Origin of the sequence: Limnohabitans sp. 2KL-3 (genome assembly GCF_001269405.1) — a bacterium.
GTDB lineage: Bacteria > Pseudomonadota > Gammaproteobacteria > Burkholderiales > Burkholderiaceae_C > Limnohabitans_A.
Genome location: NZ_CXON01000002.1, coordinates 390,534 through 406,574 on the forward strand (window position 1 = coordinate 390,534; position 16,041 = coordinate 406,574).

Below are 16,041 nucleotides of genomic sequence, written 5' to 3' on the forward strand. Positions count from 1 at the left end.
AAAGCCAGGAGCGCAACGCTGCAAGCGGCATGTTTGGGGGTGGCAGGAATTTTCTCACGAAGTTTTTAAGCCACCGCGACAGCCCAGCCGGATTGAGTCTGCTTTAATTTACCTGAACAAGGGCAATGCCAACAGCGCACAAAGGTGAATCCATATGCCATGCATCATGAACTGGGAAGAATGGGCCCAACACGACGCGGTCGGCCTGGCCGAGCGTGTCCAGCGTGGCGAGCTGACCCCTACCGAGCTGGCCAGCCAAACGGCCGAAGCCATTGCACGGGTCAACCCACAGCTGAGCGCCGTGGTCGAGGTGTTTGAAGACTTGGTGACCGAGCCGACCCGAGACGGCATGAACCCCCACGGCCCTTTCGCAGGCGTGCCCTACCTGATGAAAGACTTGGGGCCCACGCTCAAAGGCCGATTGCAAGAAATGGGCTCACGCTTGATGCGTGGCAACCGGGCCACGGCTGACAGCTACCTGGCCGGGCGCATCAAGCAGGCCGGGCTCAACGTGATCGGCCGCACCACCACGCCTGAGTTTGGCGTGTGCAGCTCGGCCGAAAACCCGGCCGTGTACGTGACACGCAACCCCTGGAATTTGGCCTACACCACCTGCGGCTCGTCGGCGGGCACGGCCGCTGCAGTGGCGGCGGGCGTGCTGCCCTTGTCACATGCCACCGACGGCGGCGGCTCGATCCGCATCCCGGCCGGCTTCAACGGCAACATTGGCCTCAAGGCCTCGCGCGGCGTGTTCTCGATCGCACCCGCTGCCTCCGACCTCACAGGCCTGGTGTCCACCCAGGGCTGCCACAGCCGCACTGTGCGCGACACCGCGGCCTTTGTGGACCATTGCCGTGGCGGCGCACCCGGCGAGTTCATGCCCTACTGGTCGCCCACCGAGCCCTACAGCACACTCATCGAGCGCGACCCGGGGCGACTGCGCATCGCCTTGTCGCACGAGTGGGGCCACTACCGCGCCGTGCCCCACTTTGTGGCTGAACTCGAACGCGTGGGCCGCTTCTTGGAGAGTCTGGGCCATCACGTTGAATGGGCACTGCCCCAAGTGGACCTGGAAGCCGCGTTTGCCGCGCAGACCACCTGCTACATCAGCAACTTTGCGCAGACCATCACCAACCTGATCAAGCCCTTGGGGCTGGAGCGCCCCCCGGCCGATTTGGTGGAGCCGATCAACATCAAAATCTGGGAAGAAGGCCTCAAAACCAGCTACGCCGAACGTGCCCGCATGCAGGCCGTGTTCAACACCACCTCGCGCGGCTTTGGCGAGTTTTTTGAGCATTGGGACATCATCCTCACCCCCATCACCGCGCTGCCCACGCCACTGCTGGGCACCACCGAATACCTGACGATCAGCGACAACCCCTCGGTGTACGACTGGTTTGAAAACCTCTGGCAAAACTTCGCCTACACCCCACTGTCCAACCTGTGCGGCATCCCCGGCATCTCACTGCCCATGGCCTCACAAGACAATGGCCTGCCTCTGGGCATCCAGGCTCAAGCCGCCCAAGCCAAAGACGGTTTGCTGCTGCAACTGGCTGCGCAGATTGAGCGGGCGCTGGGGGGAAAGTGGAACGATGGGCGGCGGCCGGGGGTGCATGTGGCACAGATCACTCCACAGTCACCGACTTCGCCAAATTCCTAGGCTTGTCCACATCCGTCCCCCGAGCGCACGCGGTGTGATACGACAGCAGCTGCAAGGGCACCACATGCAAGATCGGTGACAACACACCGTAATGTTCAGGCATGCGAATCACGTTCACACCTTCACTGCTTTCGATCTTCGTGTCACCGTCGGCCAGCACATAGAGCACACCGCCGCGGGCACGCACTTCCTGCATATTGCTTTTCAGCTTTTCGAGCAACTGGTCGTTGGGGGCCACGGTCACCACCGGCATGGCGCTGGTCACCAGGGCCAGCGGGCCGTGTTTGAGTTCGCCTGCGGCATAGGCTTCGGCGTGGATGTAGGTGATTTCTTTGAGCTTGAGCGCACCTTCGAGTGCAATGGGGTAATGCGTGCCCCGGCCCAAGAACAACGCGTTTTCCTTGCTGGCAAATTCTTCGGCCCAGCTGATGATTTGCGGCTCCAGCGCCAGCACAGCTTGCAGTGCGGCAGGCAGGTGGCGCATGGCCTTGATGTGCCCGGCTTCTTCTTCGTCGCTCAGGCGGCCTTTGGTCTGTGCCAGCGCCAGCGTGAGCAAGAACAAGCCTGCCAGCTGCGTAGTGAAGGCCTTGGTCGATGCCACGCCGATCTCGGCCCCGGCGCGGGTCACATAAGCGTGTTTGCATTCACGCACCATGGCGCTGGTGGACACGTTGCAGATGGTGAGCGTGTGCGTCATGCCCAGGCTCTGCGCGTGGCGCAGTGCGGCCAGGGTGTCGGCGGTCTCGCCGCTTTGGGTGATGGTGACGATCAGCGTGTTGGGGTTGGGCACCGATTCGCGGTAGCGGTATTCGCTGGCGATCTCCACCTGGCAGGGCACTTTGGCAATCGCTTCGATCCAATACTTGGCCACACAGCCGCTGTAATAGCTGGTGCCGCAAGCCAATATCAACACGTTGTCGATGGCCTTGAAGGTGCTGTACGCGCCGTCGCCAAACAGCTCGGGCGTGATGCCTTCCACGCCTTCGAGCGTGTCGGCAATCGCACGCGGCTGCTCGAAGATTTCTTTTTGCATGTAGTGACGGTAAGGGCCCAGCTCGGCCGCGCCACTGTGCGCGTGCACGGTCTTCAACACGCGGGTCACGGCTTTGTGGTCGCGGTCCACCACCCAGTATTTGCCCAACTGGATGTCGACCACGTCGCCTTCTTCGAGGTACACGATCTGGTCAGTCACGCCAGCCAACGCCATCGCGTCGCTGGCCAAAAAGGTTTCGCCCTGGCCCACGCCCAAAATCAGCGGAGAACCTGCGCGAGCACCGATGACCCGCTGCGGTTCGTCTTTGTGGAACACGGCAATCGCGTACGCGCCATGCAGCTGGCGGATGGCGGTTTTGACGGCTTCAAAAATGTCGCCGTCGTAAACGCTGTCCACCAAATGGGCGATGACTTCGGTGTCGGTCTGGCTGCTGAAGACATAGCCCTTGGCCTGCAAGGCGGCACGCAATTCTTCGTGGTTTTCGATGATGCCGTTGTGCACCAGCGCGACCTTGCCGGGTTTGGCGTCCGCCGCGCCCGTGCCATGGCTGAAATGCGGGTGCGCGTTGTGCACAGCGGGTGCGCCGTGTGTGGCCCAGCGGGTGTGGGCAATGCCGGTGCCGCCTTCGATGTGGTCGGCGGTGACCTGGTCCATGAGTTCGGCTACGCGCGAGGTGCTGCGGGCGCGCTGCAAGCCGCCCGTGCCGCCGTTCAGGCTGGCTGCGTGCACGGCCACGCCGCACGAGTCATAGCCCCGGTATTCGAGCCGTTGCAGGCCTTGCACGAGGATGGGAACGATGTTGCGGGAAGAAACGGCGCCGACGATGCCACACATGTTGAAGCTCCTGAATGAGGTGTTTGGATCAAACTGGGGCGATATTAGGCTTTAACAAAAGAAATTTCAGTTCAATATTGACTATTAATTTGACTTTAATTTCACCCCAATTTACAGTTGAAACAATATTCAATTAACTGCACATAAATGGAACAAAATTTACTCGATGCCATCGACCTGCAACTGCTGGACGCCCTGCAGCGTGATGCCAGCATCAGCAATGTGGCACTGGCCGAGCGGGTGAACGTGTCGCCCCCCACTTGCCTGCGCCGGGTCAAGCGGCTGACCGATGGTGGCTGGATCGAGCGTCAGGTGGCGGTGCTGAGCACCGACAAACTGGCCGCCAGCTTGGGCCACGGCCTGAACGCCTTGGTCGAGGTGTCGCTGGACCGCCAAGGCAGCGAACACCTGGACGCCTTTGAAGCCCGCGCTTTGGCACACGACGCCGTGCAGCAGTGCTGGCGCGTGTCGCCCGGCCCCGACTTCATGTTGGTGGTGCAGGCCCGCGACATGCCGCACTACCTGGCGATCAGCCAAACCCTGTTCACCCAAGACGCCAATGTGCGCAACGTGAAAGCTTTTTTTGCGACCAAGCGGGCCAAGTTCACGACGACGTGGCCGGTATTCCCGATCGCTCATTGATCCGATTCGGTGAAGTTGGCATGAACACTTATTTGTAGGAGCAGCGCCCTCGCCGCGACAACCTTCGCAGACCACCACCCATCGCCCCGAGGGCGGGGCTCCCACACAGATTGCATGGCTGACCACTAAGCCCAAGACAGGCCTTTCATTGCAAACTTCACAGGGCCGGATCAATCGTTGGCCAAGAGATCCAGCGCTTGGTGAACAGATACGATGCGCAGCCCCAGCACCTCAGGTGCTTCCAGCAAGTCCTTGTCGCCGCTGATCAAGCAGTGCGCCTGCGCTTTCAGTGCGGCTTCAATGAAATGGTCGTCATCGCGATCACGGCAATACTGCCCAGGCTCTCCTGACTCCACCCAAATCGCACAGGCGCTGAAGTCGCGCAACAAACGCTCGCGGTCTTCCAAAGAGATGTAACGGTCAAATTTGGGTCGGTACATCCGCGTGCGCAGCTCATCAAACGTGGCTTGAGAAAACACCAGCCGGTGCCGTGCCAATGCCGACTGCACCAGCTTGGCGGGTGCGCCTTGCGAAGAGAGCGCGGCGCTGATGAGGATGTTGGTGTCAATGACCAGCTTAAGACTCGTCACGCAGCAAATCTTCCAGCAGCTCAGAGGTCAAGCCCGCATGCTCAGCCTTGGTGGCCGTGTCCACCAAGGTGTGCTGCAGGCGGTTGGCGTAAAACTCACGCATGGCTTCGTAGTCGTGCGCGGAGACCATGACGCCGACCACACGATCACGGCGCATGACGCGCACGGGTTCACGTTGCGCCAGATCGATGAAATGGCCGAACTGGGTTTTGGCTTCGTTGGCAGTGAGGGTTTGCATGGCATGTAATATAGCACTAAACGAACGAATCGTTCGATTGGGTCGAAATCTTACAGTTGCCCCCCTGAGCACACAGGTGTGAAAGAATCCCCGGTCAAGCCGGGCGAGCGCATCTTCGGCAAGCCCACCAAAAGGAGAATACAACATGCAAGTGATCATCATCACGGGCGCATCGGAAGGCATTGGGGCTGAAATGGCCACCCAGTTGGCCCAAACAAAAGGCGCTGCCGTGGCGTTGGTGCTGGCGGCCCGCCAGGCGGCCAAGCTCGAAGCGGTGGCTGCCGCCTGCCGTCCGCATGGGGCGCAAGTGCTGTGCGTGCCGACCGATGTCAGCGTGCGCGCAGACTGCGAAGCCCTGATCGCCCGGACCCTGCAGCAGTTTGGCCGGATCGACACGCTCATCAACAACGCCGGGGTGTCAGCACACGCCTTGCTGCAAGAGGTGCAGGCCGAGCACCTGGACTGGTACGAAGAGCTCATGCGTGTGAACCTGTGGGGCACTATCTGGTGCACCCATGCCGCGCTGCCGCACCTCAAAGCCTCACGCGGCCGCATCGTGGCGGTCTCGTCGCTGGCGGGTTTGGTGGGTGTGCCCGGTCGCACGGCTTACTGCACCAGCAAATTTGCGATGAATGGCTTCATGGAAGCGCTGCGCACCGAATTGCAGGCCGATGGGGTGTCGGTGACGGTGGCCTACCCCGGGGTGGTGGACACCGACATCCGCCGCCGAGGCTTCAATGCGCTGGGCCAGCCTGCAGGCTCCAGCGGCCTGAGCGAAGACAAGGCCATGCTCGTTGACGTGTGCGTGCGCAAGATCTTGCAAGGTACCGAGCGACGCCAGCGCGATGTGCTCATGAGCCCGACCGGGTATGTCAGCCGCTGGCTCAAGCTGATCGCCCCGAGTTGGGTGGATCGCATGGCTTGGGCGGCCCTGAAAAAGTCCGACACACAGCACTGAACAGGCTATTGAACAAGCCCGATCAGGCTTTGGGCTGCTTCTTGGGCCGCGCCCAGTTCGCGATGCTGACCTGCTTGCCGCGCGCCACGCTCAAGGCCCCAGGCTCGGTGCTTTTGGTGATGGTCGATCCGCCGCCCACGGTGCCCCCCGCGCCAATCGTCACGGGCGCCACCAGCACGCAGTTGCTGCCAATGTGCACATCGGCCTCGATCACCGTGCGGTGCTTGTTGGCACCGTCGTAGTTGGCAGTGATGCTGCCTGCGCCGTAGTTGACCCGCTCACCCACAGTGGCGTCGCCCAAATAGGCCAGATGGTTGGCTTTGGCGCCCTTGGCAAGGGTGGAATTTTTAACTTCGACAAAGTTGCCAATGTGCACTTCGGCGGCCAGCTGCGCACCGGGGCGCAGGCGGGCAAACGGGCCAATCAAGGCCCCCTCGCCCACCGTCACGCCCAGCTTTTCGCCGTCGATGTGGGTGAAGGGGTGAATCACGGCACCGGCCTCAATCACGCAATTGGCCAGCACGCAGTTGGCGCCGATCTGCACACCTTCGCCCAAAGACACCTGGCCTTCAAAAATGCAATTCACGTCAATCTCGACGTCTTTCGCGCAGACCAGCTGCCCACGCAGGTCAAAGCGGGCCGGGTCTTTCAGGCGCACGCCTTGCTCCATCAGGCGCTGGGCCTGGCGCAGCTGGTGGGCACGTTCGAGCTCGGCCAGTTGCACCGGGCTGTTGATGCCCGCCACCTGCAGCGGGTCGGCAATCTTGTGCGCCACCACCGGCAAACCGTCGGCCACCGCCAGCTTGACGACATCGGTCAAGTAGTACTCACCTTGCGCGTTCTGGTTGTCGATGCGGCCTAACCAGCCTTTGAGCAAATGGGCGGGCACGGCCATGATGCCGCTGTACACCTCTTGAATCTGGCGCTGCGCCTCGGTCGCGTCTTTGTGCTCGACGATGGCCTGCACCTGAGTGCCCTCACGCACGATGCGGCCGTAGCCCGTCGGATCGGCAAAGTCGATGGTCAGCAGGGCCAGCTGCTTGCCGCCGCACTGCTCAATCAGCGCTTGCAAGGTGTCTGCCTGCGTCAAGGGCACATCGCCCGACAAAACCACCACCACGCCATCGTCGGCCAGCGCAGGCACGGCCTGCTGCACAGCGTGACCGGTGCCCAGCTGGGGTTCCTGGCGCACACACTGCACCGCCATGGCCTGGCCCGGTGCCAGCAACAGGGGCTCAACCTGGTCAGCACCGTGCCCGGTGACGACCACGGCCGAGCGGGCGTTCAGCTGCGCAGCGGTGTTCAACACATGCTGCACCAGCGGCACACCCGCCAAGCGTTGCAGTACTTTGGGCAGGCGGCTTTTCATGCGGGTGCCTTTGCCAGCCGCCATCACGACGACATCAATGGGGAGCTGGGATAGAGGGGTCATGACTGGGTCTACTTTCTCATTTGGCCACCGCTGGATGACGGTATTGATATTCATATCAATTATCGCTTTTGGCTGTCAGACATATGATGTCGGCCAACCAAGGCACATCAAAAATGTTCATTTCAATATTTGGGATTTCGGGCTTACCTGGCTTATGGGGCCGCCAAGTTCGACAGGGCCCGATGATTCGATGGTGGGCGCTGTGGCTGGCGCTGCCTTTTTTGCAGGGTTGCAGTGCCATCAAATTGGGTTACCAACAACTGCCCACTTTGTCCTATTGGTGGCTGGACAGCGCCCTTTCTTTCAATGACGCCCAGTCCGATCGGGCCAAAGAAGCTTTGGCGAATGTTTACCGCTGGCACCGTGGACAAGAGTTGGCCACTTACAGCGACTTGCTCCAACGCGTGGGCGAGTTGAGCCAGAACAACCTGCAAGCCAGCCAGGTGTGCAGCGTTTGGAGCGACGTGCAGGGTCTGATGGACCGAAGCATGCGTGTGGCGGTGGCACAAGCGGCCCCGGTGGTGCAGATGCTGGGGCCACGCCAATTGAGCCACTTGGCGCGGCATTTGGACAAGAAAAACGAAGACTGGGACAAGGAGTGGCTGCAAGGCAATGCCAGCGAGCGACTGGAGCGCCGGGTTGACAGGACCTTGGAGCGCTACCGCTCTTTTTATGGTGATCTCAACCCGACTCAAATCGCTTTGGTCAAAACTCAAGTCAGCCAGTCGGCTTGGACACCAGAGTGGGGACGCCAGGAAAGGCTGCGGCGTGAGCAAGATTTGCTGTCCGTCTTGCGGCAGTCTTCGCTGGGCAAAACCACTGCGGCCCAAACAGAAACCAACTTGTTGGCCGTTTGGCAAAGAGCATGGACCCCTGCACAAGAGTCGGACCGTGCCATGGCAGCGCAGATGGCCAAGCAGGCCTGCGACAACTTGGCCCAGCTGCACAACACCACCAACGCAGAGCAACGTCAAAGGGCTGCCCGCAGGATGCGGGCTTATGAGCAGGATCTGCGGGACTTGCTCAAGCCTTGAGCGCTGAAAGCGGTTGCAAACCGCTTTGATTGATCTGGCCCTGTGAAGTTTGAATTGAAAGATCCGTGTGGGAGCCCCGCCCTCGGGACGATGTTTGGTGGTCTGTGAGACTCTATCGCGACGAGGGCGTCGCTCCTACAAAAAAGCGTCGATGCGAACATCATCGGGCCGGATGCAGAGCGTGGGGCGTCTTCAGCTTTGCAGCGCCTTCCACATCTCCATGTCGCGCTCGGCCGTCCAGATGCGGGGGTTCTTGATGCCACTGGCTTCGTCGTAAGCGCGGGTCACGTCAAACGGCAGGCAGTGCTCGTAAATGAACACATGGCCAAAGACCGGGTCCATGCTTTTGCGGGTGTGGGCCATGGCCGCTTTGAGGTCCATGTTTTCCGCCACGGCTTCTTTGCCCGCCTGGAACAAAGTTGTGACCCAGCGCTGGGTGTAGTCCAGCGCCTTGTTCACGTTGTCATTGCCCTTCATGGCTTCGCCGCGACCGGGCACGATGAACTCCGCCTTCAAATCACGCAGGGCTTCGAGCGTAGCGGGCCACTCTTCAAGCTGCGCGTCGCCCGTGTAGACACCAGCTTCGTACTCGACCAGATCACCCGAGAACAGCACTTTTTCTTCTTCCACCCAAGCGATGGTGTCGCCACGGGTGTGGCCGGGGCCCGGATGCCAGATCTGTACCACCACGCCGCCCAAGTTGATGCTGAGCTTGCCGGGCACCTCACCTTTTGTGGGGTTGCCGCCGCCGACCACCATGGTGGGCCAGGTCAGGCCGGGAATGCTGTCAGCACCCCGGAACAAGCGCGGGAAGCGCTCCATCTCGCTTTTCATGTCTTGTGCGCCGCGCTCTTTGATCAGGTCCAAAGTGCCTTCGCTGGCAATGATCTCGGTCGCACCTTCGGCGGCGTAGGCGTAAGCGCCCAACACGCGCACCGCGTGGTAGTGGGTCAGCAGCACGTATTTGATGGGCAAGTCGCTGACGGTGCGGATCTTTTTGATCAGGTCTTGCGCCATGGCGGGCGTGGCGGTGGCGTCGCTGACCATGATGAAACGGTCACCGATGATCACGCCCGAATTGGGGTCACCCTCGGCGGTGTAGGCCCAGCAGTGCTCGCTGAGTTGCTCAAAGGTGATCTTCTTCTCGGTCAAATCGGCCTGGCTGGCGAAGGCTTTGGTGGGAGCGCTGGACATGGAAATTTCTCCGGTCAATGAATGGGACGAATTTTACCTAAACGAAATGCGTTACGGATTGTTGAATTTTTGCAAGCCAAGAAGGTGGGATCGGCAGGAGCGCTTCGTTGGCCAATTTCTCTGTGCATCGGTGGCATCAGGTCCAACAGGGTGGGCTTCGGCAAAAGTCCATGTCGGGGCTGAAGCCGCCGACCTGCGAAAACCTGTTACCTGTAGGTCGGTTGCTTCAGCTCCGACGTTGCTGGCTTCGGCGCAGGTTCCTGTCGGGGCTGAAGCCGCCGACCTACAAAACACCGCAGATCCTGTCTTTCACACGCCACCCAAACCCTTTTCCAACATGCCAATGACCTCGTCGGCGAAGGCCGCATAGCTGATGGGGCCACCGGGGCGCAGCCAGGTGAAGGTCCAGTTGATCATGCCCAGCAGCATCATGGTCAGGGCGGTCTGGTTGGTCGGGGTCAGGCGCTCGGGATAAGCACGCTTCAAAAATCGGGTCATGGCGGCCACGATGTCACGCTGACGATTGAGGATCAGTTCACGCGGAGATAAACCGTTGGCGGGCAAGGCCAGGTCGGGCACGTCACTCAAAAATTGCGTGTCGTTGAGCAGTGCCGCATGCCGGGTGGCCGAGGTTTCATATTCCCGCAAAAAGGCTCGCACCAACTCGTGCAGCGCTGCCCGATCGTTCAGGTCTTTGCGCTGGGCGGTGGCTTGGGTTTGCGCAATCAGCGCCAGCAGCCGCTGGGTGTGGCGGTCCAGCAGGTCAAACAAAATGGCCTCTTTGCTCTCGTAATAGTGGTACAGCCGGGCTTTGGACGTGCCACACGCGGTGGCGATCTCATTCATGCTGGCCGCAGGGTAACTGCGCTGTGCAAAGCATTGCGCTGCGATGTCCAGGATCGCGTCGCGTTTGATGTCGTGGGTTGCGGATTTGGGTCTTGCCATATTGCTTCAGTTCAAACCGGCCAGACCACGCCGTTGTCGTTCAGGATCGCGTCCAGCGGCTCGTCGTGGTCTTCGGGCTCCAGATCGTCCAAAAACCCGTGGGTGTAACCCAAACCCACCGTAAAAGGCTTGGGCTGCAAAGTGGCCAGGGTGCGGTCGTAAAAGCCGCCGCCATAGCCCAAGCGGTAGCCACCAATGCCGTAGCCCACGCAGGGCACAAACAGCAAGGTGGGCACGATGACTTCGGTGTCCTTGGGTTTGGGGATGCCGTAGGCGTCTTCTTCCATGGGGCAGCCGGGGTACCAGGTGTGAAACGTCAGGGTTTTGTGCTGCTTGTTGACCACCGGCAGACCAATGCGGCGGCGCTGGGGTTCGCCATGCAGTTCGCCGTCTTCTTTCCAGCGGTGCAGCGCGGGCAGCGGGTCAAACTCGCCTTTGATGGGCCAATAAGCGCCAATCACGGTGTCTGGGCGGTCAAACAGCCAGATGCGCATGACGCGCTGCAAGGCCTCGGCCCGCGCCAAGCGGTCCGGCAGATTCAACCGTTCTTCAATCAAGGCCTTTCGCAAGGCTTTCTTGGCTTGTGCTTTGTCCATAATCAACCCATGCCTTATTCAATCAAGCGACTGATACCGATTCTGACACTGCTGAGTGCACTGACCCTGACAGGTCTGGCCAGTTTTGCTGCGCAAGCGCAAAACAAGGGCGATGAGCTGATGCTGGAAATGCACCAGGCTTCGCGCAAAAACGACAAAGTCCGCTTGGCCGCGCTGCTGCCACAGGTGCGGGGCCATGTGCTGGAGCCGCTGGCCGCCTATTGGGAACTGCGCGCACGGCTGGACACGGCACCCCACTCCGAAATTCGCGGTTTTCTGGATGCCTATGCGGGCAGCTACTACGAAGACCGACTGCGCAACGACTGGCTGCTGCAGCTGGGCAAACGCCGCGACTGGGCCACCTTCACCGCCGAATACCCACACTTTCGCATGCGCGATGACCGCGAGGTGCGCTGCTATGCGCTGGCCACCGAGGCCATGAACAGCAAGGCCCATGTGGCCGACGAAGCCAAACGCCTGTGGTACGCCCTGCGCGAGGCCGACGATGGCTGCACTTATGTGGCCGACCATTTGCATTCAGGCAAACAAATCAACGGCTTGGACTTGTGGCGCAAGGCGCGCTTGGCCATGGACGCCAACCGCCCCAGACCCGCCAAAGACGCGGTGGACATCGAAGCCCCACGCTTGTCCGAGCAAGTGACCCTGATCCACGCCGACCCGGCCAAGTACCTGGACAAACGCATCATCGCCATCACCCGAAATCGCAAGGAACTGGCGGTTTTGGCCCTGATCCGCCTGGCCGCCAGCAACCCGGACGAGGCCGCAGCGCGACTGGACAAGCACTGGGACCTGATGCTCAGTGCCGAAGAGCGCCACTGGACCTGGGGCGTGATTGGCAAGCAAGCGGCCCAAAAACTGCAGGACAACGCCGCCAGCTACTTTGCCAAAGTGCAAAAAGACAGTGATTTGAACGACGATCTGCTCGGCTGGAAGGTGCGCGCCGCCCTGCGCCAGGGTCAGTGGCGGCAAGTGCTGAGCGCCACACAAGCCATGAGCGCCGAATCACAAAAAGACCCCACCTGGGTGTATTGGCGCGCCCGTGCCCTGCTGGCCACCGCGCAAGACACCAGCCAGCGCCAGGAAGCCCAACACCTGCTGCGCAGCATCGCCAGTGTGCGGGGCTTTTACGAACAACTGGCCCTGGAAGACCTGGGTCAGCCCATCACCTTGCCCGAGCGCCCTGCCCCCCTCACGCCCCAGGAAAAGGCCACCGCCTTGACCAACCCTGGCCTGCAACGCGCTCTGTACGCCATCAGCATGGGCCTGCGTGCCGAAGGCAACCGCGAATGGAACTACAGCACCAACTTGCACACCCCGGGCGGCATGAACGACCGCGAACTGCTGGCAGCGGCCGATTTGGCCTGCCAGCGTCAGGTGTGGGACCGCTGCATCAACACCAGCGACCGGACCAAAGACCTCATCGACGTTGAGCAGCGCTTTCCGCTGCCCCTGCGCGACATCGTGGTGCGCCGGGCCGAGCAGATCAAACTGGACCCGGCCTATGTCTATGGCCTGATCCGGCAAGAAAGCCGCTTCATCATGGACGCCCGATCGCATGTGGGGGCCTCGGGCCTGATGCAGGTTATGCCCGCCACCGCCAAATGGACCGCCAAAAAAATCGGCCTGAGCAGTTTCACCCCTGACCAGATCACCGACCGCGAGGTGAATGTGGCCATCGGCACGGGTTACCTCAAGCTCGTGCTGGACGACTTTGAAGGCTCCATGCCCATGGCGGCTGCCGCCTACAACGCAGGCCCCGGCCGTCCACGCAACTGGCGCAATGGCCCGGTGCTCGAAGCGGCCATCTGGGCCGAGAACATCCCTTTCCATGAGACGCGTGATTACGTGAAAAAAGTGCTGTCCAACACCACCAACTACGCGGCCATCCTGACGCGCCAGCCGCAATCCCTGAAAAGCCGCTTGGGTCAAGTCGGCCCGAGAAACACCGTCATCACCGAGGCCAGCAAAGATTTACCCTGATGATCCAGCCCGATGATGTTTGCATGAACACTTTTTTGTGGGAGCAGCGCCCTCGCCGCGATCAAGTCTCGCAGACCACCACCCATCGCCCCGAGGGCGGGGCTCCCACAGGGATTGGCGTGCTGATCGCCAAGCCTTTTGATCCAGCCCGATGATGTTTGCATGAACGCTTTTTTGTGGGAGCGGTGCCCTCGCCGAGATCAAGCCTCGCAGACCACCACCCATCGCCCCGAGGGCGGGGCTCCCACAGGGATTGGGGTTCTCAGGCAAAGCTGTTCACTTCAAACTTTACAAAGCCGGATCAATCGTCAGAGGCCTCCTGCATGTTCAGGCCTGCGGCGACGGCCCCAGCAACTCGTCCAGATTGGACGTGATTTTCTCTTCGATCTTGCCGCTGTAAGCGCCCAGCAAAAAGCCCAGTTTCAACTGCAGGTCAAAACGTGTGTCGGTCACGACCAACTCACCGCTCACGCCACTGCGTGCAAAGCGCATGCGGTCTTCGGATTCGCCGGGCACTGACTCACAGGCCATGCCCCACTCCTGCTCGGCCTGTTCGCGCCAGCGTTCGGCCACGGCGCGTGCCCCGGCCAGTCCCAAGGTGTGTGTTCGTTCGATGTTCAGTTCGGGCATGGTGTTTGAATGGGGTTTTTTGAAGGGTCAGGCTGTGGCCGCTGAATGGACAGTCGGCTTGAAGGCGGTATCGGTGGCAACCTCCACCAGGCAGTCGTAAAACACGGGCGCACGGCCCAAGTCGGTCAGGTGCTGGCTGGTCAGCTCGTTCACGTTGGTGCCGTTCAGCCCCAGCTTGCGCCACCAAATGCCCAGGCCATTGACCACGCCGGGCCGCGCACGCTGGTTCACACGCGCCTTGCAGTGGTAAGTGCCCCGGTCGTTGAACACCCGCACCACCGCGCCATCGGCAATGCCACGGGCTGCAGCGTCTTGCGGGTGCATCTCCAGAACCGGCTCGGCCTCGATGTCGCGCAGGCTTTGCACGTTGACAAAGGTCGAATTGAGGAAGTTACGCGCAGGCGGCGAAATCATGGCCAGCGGGTAGCGCCCACCGGGCGTGGCCAACTCGTAATTGGGCAAGTGGTCGGGCAAGCCATCCAGTCCCTGATCGGCCAAGCGCTGGCTGAAAAACTCGCACTTGCCCGAAGGCGATGGAAAGCTGCCCTGGGCAAAGGGCGCGTCGGGCACGGGCAAAGAGGCAAAGCCGTGCGCCAACAACTGCTCAAAGTCTTTCTCGTCGCCAATGGCGCTGCGGCACAGGCTTTCGTCGCTTTCAGCAAAACAGGGGGCGTCAAAACCCATACGCGCGGCCAGCGCCCGGAAGATGTCGGTGTTGGTGCGTGCACCGCCCACGGGCGCAATCGCCGGGCGGTTGAGCAGCACGTCGGTGTGGCCGTAGCTGGTGTGGATGTCCCAGTGCTCCAGCTGCGTGGTGGCCGGCAGAATGAAGTCGGCGTAGTCGGCCGTGTCGGTCTGAAAATGCTCCAGCACCACGGTGAACAGGTCTTCGCGGCCAAAGCCTTGCACCACTTTGCCCGACTCAGGTGCAATCGCCACCGGGTTGCTGTTGTAGACGATCAAGGCTTCGATTTGCGGGCCGAATGTGGGCGATGCCGGGCGAAGCAAGTCGTCGCCAATGGTGCTCATGTTGATGGTGCGTGGACGCCGCTCGCCCAGCAAGTCGGGCCGCTGCAAAGCCGCCCGGCGCACCGGAAAGTGCCCCGAGCTGCTGAGCAAGACCCCGCCCGCCCGGTGCCGCCACGCGCCCGTGAGCGCCGGCAGGCAAGCGATGGCACGCACCGCATTGCCGCCCCCGCGCACGCGCTGCATGCCGTAGTTCAACCGAATGGCGGCGGGTTGGGTCGTGCCCCAGTCGCGGGCCAGTTGCCGGATTTGTTCAACCGGTACGCCGCACACCTCGGCCGCCCGCTCGGGTGTCCATTGCAAAGCGCGGGCCTTCAAAGCGTCCCAGCCCAGGGTATAGCGGTCGATGTAGTCTTGGTCGAGCCAGCCGTGCACGATCAGCTCATGCATGAGGGCCAGCGCCAGCGCGGCATCGGTGCCGGGGCGCAAGGCGATGTGTTCGTGGCATTTTTCGGCCGTCTCGCTGCGGCGGGGGTCGATGCACACCAGCTTCGCGCCGCTGCGCTTGGCCTCTTGAGCGATGCGCCAAAAGTGCAGGTTGCTGCCAATCGAGTTGCTGCCCCAGATGACGATCAGCTTGGATTCGGCAAAAAACTCAACCTTCATGCCCACCTTGTTGCCCAGGGTCTGGGTCAGCGCTTCGGCCCCGGCCGAGGCACAAATTGTGCGGTCCAGCAGCGACGCGCCCAGTTGGTGGAAAAACCGCGCCGCGATCGACTCGCTTTGCACCAGGCCCATGGTGCCCGCATAGCTGTAAGGCAAGATGGCTTGCGGGTCGCGGGCAGCAATTGTTTTCAGGCGTGTCGCGATGTCGTCCAGGGCTTCATCCCAACTCACGGGCTCAAACTGGCCCGAGCCTTTGGGGCCGACACGTTTGAGCGGCTGCAAAAGACGCTCGGGGTGGTAAGTGCGTTCGGTGTAGCGTGCCACCTTGGTGCACAGCACGCCGTCGGTCAGGGCGTGGGCCGGGTTGCCCTGCACCTTGGTCGCACGGCCGTTTTCTACCGTGGTCAACAAGGCGCAGGTATCGGGGCAATCATGCGGACAAGCGCCGCGCACGGTGATGGGGGTGTCGGTGGTGGTCATGTGGCTAAGCTGAAGCTGGGAACCAGATTGTCGGGTATCCGCTATGGCTTTGCCGGGGCTGAAGCCACCGACCTGCAAAAGACCTTCCCCCCGTAGGTCGGTAGCTTCAGCTCCGACATTCTTCGCTTCGGCTAAGGCCCATGTCGGGGCTGAAGCCACCGACCTACAAAAGACTCTCCCC

Annotated in this window: 15 protein-coding genes; 6 read left to right on the forward strand and 9 right to left on the reverse strand. The window is 61.4% G+C overall.

Going from position 1 to position 16,041, the window contains the following annotated elements; translation table 11 throughout:
* The first annotated feature begins 154 nt into the window (after nucleotides 1-154).
* Nucleotides 155-1,660, forward strand: coding sequence for an amidase (locus AMM41_RS04210; protein WP_089953293.1), 1,506 nt, complete (start codon nucleotides 155-157; stop codon nucleotides 1,658-1,660).
* On the opposite strand, the gene glmS is transcribed toward AMM41_RS04210, so the two are convergent.
* Nucleotides 1,626-3,488, reverse strand: coding sequence for a glutamine--fructose-6-phosphate transaminase (isomerizing) (glmS, locus tag AMM41_RS04215; RefSeq protein WP_089953295.1), 1,863 nt, complete (start codon nucleotides 3,486-3,488; stop codon nucleotides 1,626-1,628). The two genes, AMM41_RS04210 and glmS, sit on opposite strands and share 35 nt — an antisense overlap.
* A 147-nt stretch (nucleotides 3,489-3,635) precedes the next feature.
* On the opposite strand from glmS, the gene AMM41_RS04220 reads away from it, so the two are divergent.
* The gene (locus AMM41_RS04220; RefSeq protein ID WP_089953297.1) at nucleotides 3,636-4,130 is read left to right on the forward strand and encodes an Lrp/AsnC family transcriptional regulator; all 495 of its coding nucleotides are present in this window, start codon (nucleotides 3,636-3,638) and stop codon (nucleotides 4,128-4,130) included.
* A 170-nt stretch (nucleotides 4,131-4,300) separates the two neighbouring features.
* Here AMM41_RS04220 and AMM41_RS04225 read toward each other — a convergent pair whose 3' ends face one another.
* On the reverse strand, nucleotides 4,301-4,720 hold the full coding sequence (locus tag AMM41_RS04225) for a putative toxin-antitoxin system toxin component, PIN family (RefSeq protein ID WP_089953299.1): 420 nt from the start codon (nucleotides 4,718-4,720) through the stop codon (nucleotides 4,301-4,303).
* Entirely contained in the window at nucleotides 4,707-4,958 is a 252-nt protein-coding gene (locus tag AMM41_RS04230; protein ID WP_089953301.1) for a type II toxin-antitoxin system Phd/YefM family antitoxin, read from the reverse strand. Before AMM41_RS04230 ends, AMM41_RS04225 begins: the two co-directional genes overlap by 14 nt.
* A 145-nt stretch (nucleotides 4,959-5,103) precedes the next feature.
* On the opposite strand from AMM41_RS04230, the gene AMM41_RS04235 reads away from it, so the two are divergent.
* Nucleotides 5,104-5,916, forward strand: a complete 813-nt coding sequence (locus AMM41_RS04235; RefSeq protein WP_089953303.1) for an SDR family oxidoreductase — start codon at nucleotides 5,104-5,106, stop codon at nucleotides 5,914-5,916.
* 22 nt (nucleotides 5,917-5,938) lie between these two features.
* Here the strand turns inward: AMM41_RS04235 and glmU are convergent, their stop codons facing one another.
* A complete protein-coding gene (gene glmU / locus AMM41_RS04240) occupies nucleotides 5,939-7,348 on the reverse strand; it encodes a bifunctional UDP-N-acetylglucosamine diphosphorylase/glucosamine-1-phosphate N-acetyltransferase GlmU (protein WP_089953306.1) in 1,410 nt (469 codons plus the stop codon).
* A 182-nt stretch (nucleotides 7,349-7,530) separates the two neighbouring features.
* On the opposite strand from glmU, the gene AMM41_RS04245 reads away from it, so the two are divergent.
* Nucleotides 7,531-8,382: a DUF6279 family lipoprotein gene (locus tag AMM41_RS04245; protein ID WP_089953707.1), complete on the forward strand. Its 852-nt coding sequence runs from the start codon at nucleotides 7,531-7,533 to the stop codon at nucleotides 8,380-8,382.
* A gap of 192 nt (nucleotides 8,383-8,574) precedes the next feature.
* On the opposite strand, the gene AMM41_RS04250 is transcribed toward AMM41_RS04245, so the two are convergent.
* The 3 genes from AMM41_RS04250 to AMM41_RS04260 all read right to left on the reverse strand — a co-directional run bounded on the left by AMM41_RS04250 (nucleotide 8,575) and on the right by AMM41_RS04260 (nucleotide 11,117).
* Nucleotides 8,575-9,576, reverse strand: coding sequence for an MBL fold metallo-hydrolase (locus AMM41_RS04250; protein ID WP_089953308.1), 1,002 nt, complete (start codon nucleotides 9,574-9,576; stop codon nucleotides 8,575-8,577).
* 309 nt (nucleotides 9,577-9,885) lie between these two features.
* Nucleotides 9,886-10,521: a TetR/AcrR family transcriptional regulator gene (locus tag AMM41_RS04255; protein ID WP_089953310.1), complete on the reverse strand. Its 636-nt coding sequence runs from the start codon at nucleotides 10,519-10,521 to the stop codon at nucleotides 9,886-9,888.
* Between the two features lie 11 nt (nucleotides 10,522-10,532).
* Nucleotides 10,533-11,117, reverse strand: coding sequence for a 5-formyltetrahydrofolate cyclo-ligase (locus tag AMM41_RS04260; RefSeq protein WP_089953312.1), 585 nt, complete (start codon nucleotides 11,115-11,117; stop codon nucleotides 10,533-10,535).
* Between the two features lie 9 nt (nucleotides 11,118-11,126).
* Here AMM41_RS04260 and AMM41_RS04265 point away from each other — a divergent pair, with 9 nt between their 5' ends.
* Both AMM41_RS04265 and AMM41_RS22355 read left to right on the forward strand, forming a co-directional pair.
* Entirely contained in the window at nucleotides 11,127-13,118 is a 1,992-nt protein-coding gene (locus tag AMM41_RS04265; RefSeq protein WP_089953314.1) for a lytic transglycosylase domain-containing protein, read from the forward strand.
* 23 nt (nucleotides 13,119-13,141) lie between these two features.
* Entirely contained in the window at nucleotides 13,142-13,273 is a 132-nt protein-coding gene (locus AMM41_RS22355; protein WP_255350432.1) for a hypothetical protein, read from the forward strand.
* Between the two features lie 172 nt (nucleotides 13,274-13,445).
* Here the strand turns inward: AMM41_RS22355 and AMM41_RS04270 are convergent, their stop codons facing one another.
* A complete protein-coding gene (locus AMM41_RS04270; RefSeq protein WP_089953316.1) occupies nucleotides 13,446-13,748 on the reverse strand; it encodes a polyhydroxyalkanoic acid system family protein in 303 nt (100 codons plus the stop codon).
* A 27-nt stretch (nucleotides 13,749-13,775) separates the two neighbouring features.
* Complete coding sequence (locus tag AMM41_RS04275) at nucleotides 13,776-15,860, reverse strand: molybdopterin-containing oxidoreductase family protein (protein WP_089953318.1); 2,085 nt, start codon at nucleotides 15,858-15,860, stop codon at nucleotides 13,776-13,778.
* Nucleotides 15,861-16,041 lie beyond the last annotated feature (181 nt).